The sequence below is a fragment of the Mycobacterium sp. E1747 genome (assembly GCF_001667775.1).
Taxonomy (GTDB): Bacteria; Actinomycetota; Actinomycetes; order Mycobacteriales; family Mycobacteriaceae; genus Mycobacterium.
In genome coordinates, this window is the sequence record NZ_LZJI01000228.1 from 58,519 (window position 1) to 67,601 (window position 9,083).

The following is a 9,083-nucleotide window of genomic DNA, read 5'->3' on the forward strand; positions in this document are numbered from 1 at the left end:
TCGACGCTAGCCCGCCGCCGCGCCGGGGCTTAGGCCTGGCCCACCTCGAAGCGCACGAACCGCGTCACCGTCACGCCGGCCTCGTCGAGCAGGGCCTTGACCGTCTTCTTGCTGTCGGACACCGACGGCTGCTCCAGCAGCACCGCGTCCTTGAAGAAACCGTTCAGCCGGCCTTCGACGATCTTGGGCAGGGCCTGCTCCGGCTTGCCCTCCGCCTTGGCCGTTTCCTCGGCGATGCGGCGCTCGCTGGCCACGACGTCTTCGGGAACATCCTCGCGGGACAGGAAGCGGGCCTTGAGGGCGGCGATCTGCAGCGCGACCGAGTGCGCGGCCCCGGAATCCGAGCCCTGGTACTCGACCAGCACACCCACGGCCGGCGGCAGATCGGCCGCCCGCTTGTGCAGGTAGGCCTCGACGGTGCCGTCGAAATACGCGACGCGACGCAGCTCGAGCTTCTCGCCGATCTTGGCCGACAGGTCGGCGATGGCCTGCTCGACGGTGGTGTCGCCGGCCTTGGCGGCCTTGAGCGCGTCGACGTCGGAGGCCTTGGACTGGGCCGCCGCCGCGACGATGTCGTCCGCGAGCTTCTGGAACTCGGCGTTCTTGGCGACGAAGTCGGTCTCCGAGTTCAGCTCGATCAGCGCGCCGCCCTGCGCGGCGACCAGGCCCTCGGCGGTGGCGCGCTCGGCGCGCTTGCCGACGTCCTTGGCGCCCTTGATGCGCAGCGCCTCGACGGCCTTGTCGAAGTCGCCGTCGCTCTCGGCCAGCGCGTTCTTGCAATCGAGCATGCCGGCGCCGGTGAGCTCACGAAGCTTCTTGACGTCGGCGGCGGTGAAGTTGGCCATGTCAGCCTTCCTATGAAGGGTCTGGTGTTGATTCGGGTGCGCCCGCAGCGGCGTCGGTGGGGGCGCTGGCGGCGGCGGAGGCCAGCAATTCCTGTTCCCATTCGGGCAGCGGCTCGGCGGCCAGGGAGTCCCCCGCCTCGGGCTTGCCGTCGCCGCGGCCGACGCCGGCGCGGGCCTGCAGGCCCTCGGCGACGGCGGAGGCGATCACCTTTGTCAGCAGCGCGGCCGAGCGGATCGCGTCGTCGTTGCCCGGGATCGGGTAGTCGACCTCGTCGGGGTCGCAGTTGGTGTCCAGGATCGCGATGACCGGGATGCCGAGCTTGCGGGCCTCGCCGACGGCGATGTGCTCCTTGTTGGTGTCGACGACCCAGATCGCCGACGGCACCTTGGCCATGTCGCGGATACCGCCCAGGCTGCGCTCCAGCTTGTTCTTCTCCCGGGTCAGCATCAGGATTTCCTTCTTGGTGCGGCCCTCGAAGCCACCGGTCTGCTCCATCGCCTCGAGCTCCTTGAGGCGCTGCAGCCGCTTGTGCACGGTGGAGAAGTTGGTGAGCATGCCGCCCAGCCAGCGCTGGTTCACATACGGCATGCCGACGCGGGTCGCCTCGGCCGCGACCGACTCCTGCGCCTGCTTCTTGGTGCCGACGAACAGCACGGTGCCGCCGTGGGCGACGGTCTCCTTGACGAACTCGTACGCCTTGTCGATGAAGGTCAGCGTCTGCTGCAGGTCGATGATGTAGATGCCATTGCGGTCGGTGAAGATGAACCGCTTCATCTTGGGGTTCCACCGACGGGTCTGGTGCCCGAAGTGGGTGCCGCTGTCCAGCAGCTGCTTCATGGTTACGACGGCCATGCGTGTGCCTTACTTGTGTCGGTTGTCGCCCGGCATCGGGTGAAGCCGGGCCCTGGCGCCTGCTGCGATGCCGGACCCTGCCAGGAAAACCTGGCGGGGACCGCCCGGCACGCGGTGCGAACTCCTAGTGGTACTCAGAGACGCGGGGCGGACGCGCGAAGTCAGCCCGCGAACGAGCTGCGACCAGCAGTTTACACGGACTCAGCTGGTGGTTTTGCACAGCACCGGCCGCACCTGAGTGGCGACGGCGCCGGCGGCGCCATCAACTGAGCCGATGCGACGGATTTGGTGGCTCTTGGCGTGGCTGGCGGTGCTCAGCGCCGCGCCGGCGGTGGCGGACGACGCCCGCCTGGACTGGCCGCTACGCCCGCCGCCGGCCGTGGCCCGGGGCTTCGATGCCCCGTCACCGGACTGGAAGCCGGGGCATCGGGGGGTGGACCTGGCCGGCGCCCCTGGTCAACCGGTGTACGCGGCGGGCAGCGCCATCGTGGTGTTCGCCGGTCAGCTGGCGGGGCGGCCGGTAGTGTCGCTGGCCCATCCCGGCGGGCTGCGCACCAGCTACGAACCGGTCCGAGCGGCGGTGCGGGTGGGTCAGCCGGTGACGGCACGGACCGTGATCGGCTCCCTGGAGGCCGGGCATGCCGGTTGCGGGGCGGCGGCCTGCCTGCACTGGGGCGCGATGTGGGGTCCGGCGTCGAGCGCCCGCTACGTCGACCCGCTGGGCCTGGTGAGGTCGACGCCGATCCGGCTCAAACCGCTGCAAGGCTGAGCGTGCGCCCAGGTCTGTCTCGCCCCGTGTCGGCGCCCGAACCGCCCACCCGACGCCGTGAGCGCACGCTCACGCCCGCGGGTGGGCCTGATCGTGCACCGCCCGCAAACGGGAGACGGCGACGTGGGTGTAGAGCTGGGTGGTCGCCAGGCTGGAATGGCCGAGGAGCTCCTGAACGACCCGCAGGTCGGCCCCGCCTTCCAGCAGATGCGTCGCCGCGCTGTGCCGCAGCCCGTGCGGGCCCATGTCGGGGGCGCCGTCCACCGCGGCGACCGTCTGGTGCACCACGGTGCGGGCCTGACGCACGTCGAGCCGCCGGCCCCGCGCGCCCAGCAGCAGCGCGGGGCCGGACTCGGCGGTCACCAGCGCGGGGCGACCCTCGTCGAGCCAGGCGCGCAGCGCCTCGGCGGCCGGCATCCCGAACGGCACGGTGCGCTGCTTGTTGCCCTTGCCGAGCACCCGGACCAGCCGATAGCGGGTGTCCACGTCGTCGATGTCCAGGCCGCACAGCTCGCTCACCCGGATTCCGGTGGCGTACAACATCTCGACGATCAGCCGGTCCCGCAAGGCCATCGGATCACCTTGTTCGGCACCGGATTTCGCGGCGGCCATCGCATCGAGCGCCTGGTCCTGGCGCAGCACCGCCGGCAGCGTGCGGTGCGCCTTGGGTACCTGCAGCCGCGCCGCGGGGTCCCCGACCAGCAGACCGCGCCGCGCGGCCCACGCGGTGAACGCCTTGACCGCCGACGTGCGGCGGGCCAGCGTCGTGCGGGCGGCCCCGGCCGTGGCCGCGGACGACAACCAGGAGCGCAAGAGCGGCAGGCTCAGCGCGTCGAGCCCGGCGCCGCGACTCTCGAGGAACGTCAGCAGCGAGCGCAGGTCGCCGAGGTAGGCCCGACGGGTGTGCGCCGAGCGTCCGCATTGCAGCGACAGGTACTCGTCGAACTCCTCAAGGACGGCCTCCACGCCTGCAACGTTCGCAGGGGCCGGGGACTTGATTCAGTCGACGCGCCGAAGCGTGTCCGGGGTGAGATCTTTCAGTGTCGGATAGCCGTCGACGGCCATGATCAGGTCCGCTTCGGCCAGCAGCGAACGCAGGACGTGCACGACGCCGTCGACGCCGCCCAGTGCCAGACCGTAGGCGTACGGACGGCCGACGCCCACCGCGGTCGCGCCCAGCGCCAGCGCCTTGACGATGTCGGCACCGTTGCGGATTCCCGAATCGAACAGCACTGGCAGCCCGTCGGCCGCCTCAATCACCCCCGGCAAGCAGTCCAGCGCGGGCAGACCGCCGTTGGCCTGACGTCCGCCGTGCGTCGAGCAGTAGATGCCGTCGACGCCACCGTCCTTGGCGCGCCGGGCGTCGTCGGGATGGCAGATGCCCTTGATGACGAGCGGCAACTTGGTCAGCGATCGCAGCCAGGGAAGGTCGTCCCACGTCAACGGATTGCCGAACGTCGTGATCCACTGCAGCACAGTCGCTTGCGGGTCCTCCTCGGGCGGGCGTGCCAGCCCGGCGCGGAAGACCGGGTCGCTGGTGTAGTTGGCCAGGCAGTGCCCGCGCAGTTGCGGAAAGTTCGCCGTGCTGAGGTCGCGCGGACGCCAGCCGGGAATCCAGGTGTCCAGCGTGACGATGATGGCCTTGTAGCCGGCGGCCTCGGCCCGCTGCACCAGGCTGGCGGCGAGGTCGCGATTCTTCGGCGTGTACAGCTGAAAAAAGCCGGGGGTGTCGCCGAACTCGGCGGCGACCTCTTCCATCGGGTCGGCGGTCAGGGTGGAGACGACCATCGGGACACGGGTTGCCGCGGCGGCGCGCGCGGTGGCCACGTCGCCGTGGCCGTCTTGAGCACAGATGCCGATGACGCCGATCGGGGCCATGAACACCGGCGACGGCAGCGTCAGGCCGAACAGCTCGACCGACAGGTCACGCTCGGCGGCGCCGACGAACATCCTGGGCATCAGGCCCCAGCGGTCGAACGCCTCGCGATTGGCGCGTTGGGTGCGCTCGTCGCCGGCGCCGCCGGTGACGTAGGACCACACCGACGGCGACATCGCCCGCTCGGCCCGGGCCTCCAGCTCCGTGAACGCCATCGGCAGCGCGGGCGCGACCCCGCCCAGACCCTTGAAGTAGATCTCGTTCTGGTAATCGCCGAAATGCGCCATGGAAGTAGAGGATGCCAGCCGGGGATCGGACCGACGCACCCGCTAGGAGCCCCCGGCCTCGGCCTCAGCCAGTTCCTTCTTCCACTGCCGGAAGGTCTCTTCGGTGCGGCCGCGCCGCCAGTATCCCGAGATGGACGACGCCCACTTCGCGTCGACGCCGCGCTCTTTGCGGATGTAGGGCCGCAGATTGTGCATCACGCTTTGCGCCTCGCCGTGGATGAACACGTGCACCTGTCCGGGCAGCCACGGCGTGGTGGTGACCGCCTCGATCAGCGGGGCGTGGTCGCCGGCGCGGTCCTCGGGGACCAGGTCGGCCCGGCCGCCGCGATAGACCCAATGCACCTCGACGCCGTCCGGCGCGGTCAACGGGATCTCGTCTTCCTGGCCCGCCACTTCGATGAACGCCTTGCCAACGGCGCTGGGCGGCAATGCTTCCAGCGCGGCGGCGATGGCCGGCAGCGCGGACTCGTCGCCGGCCAGCAGGTGCCAGTCGGCGGCCGGGTCGGGCGTGTAGGCGCCGCCGGGGCCCATCAAGAAGATCCGCTGGCCCGGCTGCGCCGCCGCTGCCCATTGGCCCGCGATCCCGTGCTCGCCGTGCGTGACGATGTTCAGCGTGATCCGACCGGCGGCGCTGTCGACGTGGCGCACGGTCATGGTGCGGACCGACGGTCGCTTCTCGGGGGGCAGGCCGGCGAAGCTGTCGAGGGTCAACGGCTGGGGCAAATCCGCGACGTCGATGTCGTCGGCGACGAACGCCAGCTTGACGTAGGCGTCGGTGAATTTGCTGGGCACGAAGGCGTCGAAGTCCTTGCTGCCCAGCACCACCGCGACCATGTGCGGTGTGAGCTCCTTGGTATCGACAACCTCGAAGCGTTGCAGAGGTCGACCCGCCACGTGTCCTCCTGTCCCCGCCCGACCCCCGTCGACTATACGAGCCGCGGCGTCGATGCAGCTTGGCCGCTCGCGCCCCGCAGCAGTCGCCACCTGCCCTCCTGACGGCACACCAGTCCGGCCAGCTCGAGCATGGCCAGCGGCCCCAACACCCGCTCGGGCGCCAGCCCCGACGCGACCGCGACCTGCTCGACGGTTGCGGCGCCGCGGCCCGGCAGCGCCTCGTACACCCGGCGCTCGGCGTCGCTGAGCCCGTCGAGCACGGTCGCCGGGCGCGGGTCTTCGGCGGCCAGCTCGCCGATGCGGCCGATGAGCTCGACGATGTGGTCGGCCCTGGTAACCAGTTCGGCGCCGTTGCGCAGCAGCGCGTGGCAACCGGCCGACGCCGACGACGTCACGGGGCCGGGCACCGCGGCCACCACCCGCCCCAGCGCCCGCGCCCACGCCGCGGTGTTCGCGGCGCCGCTGCGCAGCCCCGCTTCGACCACCACCGCGGCCCCGGCGACGGCGGCCACCAACCGGTTGCGGGTCAGGAATCGGTGGCGCGCGGGCCGAACGCCCGGCGGGTATTCGGTGAAGAGCAACCCGTGTTGGCCGACGCGATGCAGCAGCGCCGTATGGCCGCTCGGATACGGAATGTCGAGCCCGCCAGCCAGCACCGCCACGGTGACGCCGTCAGCGTTCAGCACCGCCCGGTGTGCCGCACCGTCGATCCCGTAGGCACCGCCGGAGACGACGGCCACCTCCCGTTGCGCCAGCCCGACCGCCAAGTCCTCGGCCACCTGCTCGCCATATGCCGTGGCGGCCCGCGTTCCCACCACGGCGGCCGCGCGGTGCGCCACCTCGTCGAGCCGGCCGGGGCCCTGCGCCCACAGCACCATCGGGGCCGCGCCTTGCGCTTTGCCCGAGGCGTTCCGGAAGGCGGCGAACGCCAGCAGCGGCCACTCGTCGTCGTCGGGCGTGATCAACCGTCCCCCCCGATGCGCGAGTAGCTCGAGGTCGGCTGCTGCACAATCGATTTCGCGCCTGGCCTCGGTGTGTCGCGCGAGGTCGCCGCCGACCAGCCCGCGGCGTACCCGGTCGGCCGCCTCCACCGGGCCCACCGACCGCACCAGCGCGGCCAGCTCGGCGCACGGCGGCTCGGCCACCCGGGACAGGTAGGCCCAGGCGCGCAGTACGGGATCGTCGACCGCGGTCAGCATCGGGGTTCCAAGGATTCGCCAAGGATTCGTTTAGCCCCATACGCAAATGTGTTGTCGTCGACCCCCATTCGCCATCGCGCGGCCGGCAACGAACGGAGCGAACAATGATCGTCTGCCCGCCGACCCGGCTCGCGGCACCGGCGCGCCCAATAAACCCTTGGGCGATCGCGGCGTTCGCGCTGAGCCTGGTCAGCTGGTGCGGCCTGCCCATCCCGATCCTGAGCGGCCTCCTCGCGTTCGTCGCGTTGCGTGACATGGAACAGCGCGGTGAAGGCGGCCGCGCGATGGCGCAGTTCGCGCGGGCGTTCGCCATCCTGGTGACCGTCGCGATAGCGGTCCGCGGCGGGCACAACGATTGGTTGACCATCGCGTACTGGTGATTCGCGGCCGGTGCTCATCGCTGCGCTCCCGGCTGCCGAAAGCTGAGCGCGGCCGCGACCTCTTCCACTCCCGGCGACACGCCGCCGGCCAGATCGGTCAGGCTCCACGCGACCCGCAAAGTCCGGTCCAGGCCCCGGATGCTGAGCACCCCACGATCCAACGCTCTTTGCAGCGGGGTCATCGCCGCGTTGCCCAGGCGGAACTTCCGGCGCAACAGCGCCCCGCTGACTTCGGCGTTGGTGCGAAATCCGTGCGGCAACCACCGCTCGGCCGCGGCCGCGCGCGCCTGGGCCACCCGCTGCCGAACCTGCGCCGTCGACTCGGCTTCGCCGCCGGAGAACGCGCCCGCGCGCACCGAGTGCATCTGCACCCGCAGGTCCACTCGGTCGAGCAGTGGACCGGACAGCTTGCCGAGGTAGCGGCGCTTGGCCGCGGCGGCACAGATGCAGTCCTGCGGGTCGGCGGGCGCGCAGGGGCACAGGTTGGCCGCCAGGACCAGCTGAAAGCGGGCCGGGTAGCAGGCCACACCGTCGCGCCGGGCGAGACGAATCTCCCCATCCTCCAACGGGGTTCGCAAGGCTTCCAGCGCGCTGACACTGATCTCCGCGCATTCGTCGAGGAAGAGCACCCCGCGATGCGCGCGGCTGACCGCGCCGGGGCGCGCCATGCCCGAACCGCCGCCCACCAGCGCCGCCACGGTGGAGCTGTGATGCGGTGCCACGAACGGCGGCGTGGTGATCAGCGGCGTCTCCCCCGACAGCAGCCCGGCCACCGAATGGATCGCGGTGACCTCGAGTGACTCGCTCTCCGAGAGCGCCGGAAGCAGCCCCGGAAGCCGTTGGGCGAGCATGGTTTTGCCGACACCCGGCGGCCCGGTGAGCATGAGGTGGTGCGAGCCGGCGGCGGCCACCTCCACCGCGAACCGCGCCTGAGTCTGCCCGACCACCTCGGCCAGATCCATCGACGGCTCCGGCGGGGTCGACGTGGTGGTTATCCGGTTGTGCAGGGCGGCGGAGCCGCTGAGCCATTTCTGCAACTGCCGCAGCGTGCGCACGCCCCAGACATCGATGCCGTCGACCAGGCTGGCTTCGGCAAGGTTGTCGACCGGGACGACGACGGCCGGCCAGCCGTCGCGCTTGGCGGCCAGCACCGCCGGCAGCACGCCGCGCACCGGGCGCACCCGGCCGTCCAGTGAAAGCTCGCCGAGCAATACCGTCTTCTCCAGGCGGTCCCACGGGTTCTTTCGCTGCGCCGACAGAACGGCCGCGGCCAGGGCGATGTCGTAGACGGACCCCATCTTGGGCAGCGTCGCCGGTGACAGCGCGAGCGTGAGCCGCGCCATCGGCCAGCTGTTGCCGCAGTTGGCGACCGCCGCCCTGACCCGGTCGCGAGATTCCTGCAGGGCGGCATCCGGCAGACCCACCAGGTGAATGCCCGGCAATCCGGAGGTGATGTCGGCTTCGATCTCGACGATCTGTCCATCCACGCCGCGGACGGCGACCGAGAACGCGCGGCCCAGCGCCATCAGCCGATCCCTTGCAGATGGGTGATTTCGGGGATGCGCCGGCGCCCGATCCGCACCCGGATCACGTCGATGCGCAACGCCGCCCAACGCGTGTCCTGGCCCGCCAGCCACAGCCCGGCCAGGCGCCGCAACCGGCGGACCTTGCTTTCGGTGACCGCGTACGCCAGGCCGCCGTAACCGTCGCCGGTGCGGGTCTTCACCTCGACGAACACCACCGTGCCGGTGGCGTCGTCGCAGGCGATGACGTCGAGTTCGCCGTAGCGGCAGCGCCAGTTGCGTTGCAGAACGCGCAATCCCGCCCGCGTCAGGTGGTCCGCGGCGAGCGCTTCGCCCAGCGCGCCGAGCTGGACCCGGGTCATCGTCGTTTCGGTCGTCATGCCGGCCACTGTGCGGGCCGGCCCCGACACGGCGGTCCGCACCGGCGCGGGTGAGCCGCCCGCGGCGGCCGGTTGTC

At 71.3% G+C, this 9,083-nt stretch carries 9 protein-coding genes and 1 pseudogene; 2 read left to right on the forward strand and 8 right to left on the reverse strand.

From position 1 onward, the window contains the following. Window positions 1–29 precede the first annotated feature (29 nt). Window positions 30–845: a translation elongation factor Ts gene (tsf, locus tag A5695_RS24270; RefSeq protein ID WP_068088468.1), complete on the reverse strand. Its 816-nt coding sequence runs from the start codon at window positions 843–845 to the stop codon at window positions 30–32. Window positions 846–855: 10 nt separating this feature from the next. Then, window positions 856–1,698: a 30S ribosomal protein S2 gene (rpsB, locus tag A5695_RS24275; RefSeq protein WP_068088471.1), complete on the reverse strand. Its 843-nt coding sequence runs from the start codon at window positions 1,696–1,698 to the stop codon at window positions 856–858. Between the two features lie 238 nt (window positions 1,699–1,936). Here rpsB and A5695_RS24280 point away from each other — a divergent pair. Beyond that, window positions 1,937–2,458 (forward strand): annotated as a pseudogene (locus tag A5695_RS24280) (M23 family metallopeptidase); the annotation flags it as partial. 78 nt (window positions 2,459–2,536) lie between these two features. On the opposite strand, the gene A5695_RS24285 reads toward A5695_RS24280, so the two are convergent. Genes A5695_RS24285 through dprA form a run of 4 tightly spaced genes read right to left on the reverse strand, consistent with a single transcriptional unit; the run spans window position 2,537 to window position 6,723 of the window. Continuing rightward, window positions 2,537–3,433 carry a tyrosine recombinase XerC gene (locus A5695_RS24285; protein WP_068088477.1) on the reverse strand — a complete coding sequence of 299 codons (897 nt, stop codon included), beginning with the start codon at window positions 3,431–3,433 and terminating at the stop codon, window positions 2,537–2,539. A 33-nt stretch (window positions 3,434–3,466) separates the two neighbouring features. Continuing rightward, a complete protein-coding gene (locus A5695_RS24290) occupies window positions 3,467–4,630 on the reverse strand; it encodes a lactate 2-monooxygenase (protein ID WP_068088480.1) in 1,164 nt (387 codons plus the stop codon). Window positions 4,631–4,672: 42 nt separating this feature from the next. After that, window positions 4,673–5,524 (reverse strand): siderophore-interacting protein, encoded by an 852-nt coding sequence (locus A5695_RS24295; protein ID WP_068088483.1) that lies wholly within the window; start codon window positions 5,522–5,524, stop codon window positions 4,673–4,675. A gap of 32 nt (window positions 5,525–5,556) precedes the next feature. Continuing rightward, a complete protein-coding gene (gene dprA / locus A5695_RS24300; RefSeq protein WP_068088486.1) occupies window positions 5,557–6,723 on the reverse strand; it encodes a DNA-processing protein DprA in 1,167 nt (388 codons plus the stop codon). 104 nt (window positions 6,724–6,827) lie between these two features. On the opposite strand from dprA, the gene A5695_RS24305 reads away from it, so the two are divergent. Further along, complete coding sequence (locus A5695_RS24305; RefSeq protein ID WP_068088489.1) at window positions 6,828–7,103, forward strand: DUF4190 domain-containing protein; 276 nt, start codon at window positions 6,828–6,830, stop codon at window positions 7,101–7,103. A gap of 14 nt (window positions 7,104–7,117) precedes the next feature. On the opposite strand, the gene A5695_RS24310 is transcribed toward A5695_RS24305, so the two are convergent. Next, window positions 7,118–8,629: a YifB family Mg chelatase-like AAA ATPase gene (locus A5695_RS24310; protein WP_068088492.1), complete on the reverse strand. Its 1,512-nt coding sequence runs from the start codon at window positions 8,627–8,629 to the stop codon at window positions 7,118–7,120. Next, complete coding sequence (locus A5695_RS24315) at window positions 8,629–9,006, reverse strand: YraN family protein (RefSeq protein ID WP_068088545.1); 378 nt, start codon at window positions 9,004–9,006, stop codon at window positions 8,629–8,631. The genes A5695_RS24310 and A5695_RS24315 overlap by 1 nt, the downstream gene beginning before the upstream one ends. Between the last annotated feature and the right edge of the window lie 77 nt (window positions 9,007–9,083).

What these genes read in the sequence shown, in the direction of transcription:
- tsf (WP_068088468.1), bottom strand. Translation starts at nt 845, where the DNA reads ATGGCCAACTTCACCGCCGCCGACGTCAAGAAGCTTCGTGAGCTCACC.
- rpsB (WP_068088471.1), bottom strand. Translation starts at nt 1,698, where the DNA reads ATGGCCGTCGTAACCATGAAGCAGCTGCTGGACAGCGGCACCCACTTC.
- A5695_RS24290 (WP_068088480.1), bottom strand. Translation starts at nt 4,630, where the DNA reads ATGGCGCATTTCGGCGATTACCAGAACGAGATCTACTTCAAGGGTCTG.
- dprA (WP_068088486.1), bottom strand. Translation starts at nt 6,723, where the DNA reads ATGCTGACCGCGGTCGACGATCCCGTACTGCGCGCCTGGGCCTACCTG.
- A5695_RS24305 (WP_068088489.1), top strand. Translation starts at nt 6,828, where the DNA reads ATGATCGTCTGCCCGCCGACCCGGCTCGCGGCACCGGCGCGCCCAATA.
- A5695_RS24310 (WP_068088492.1), bottom strand. Translation starts at nt 8,629, where the DNA reads ATGGCGCTGGGCCGCGCGTTCTCGGTCGCCGTCCGCGGCGTGGATGGA.
- A5695_RS24315 (WP_068088545.1), bottom strand. Translation starts at nt 9,006, where the DNA reads ATGACGACCGAAACGACGATGACCCGGGTCCAGCTCGGCGCGCTGGGC.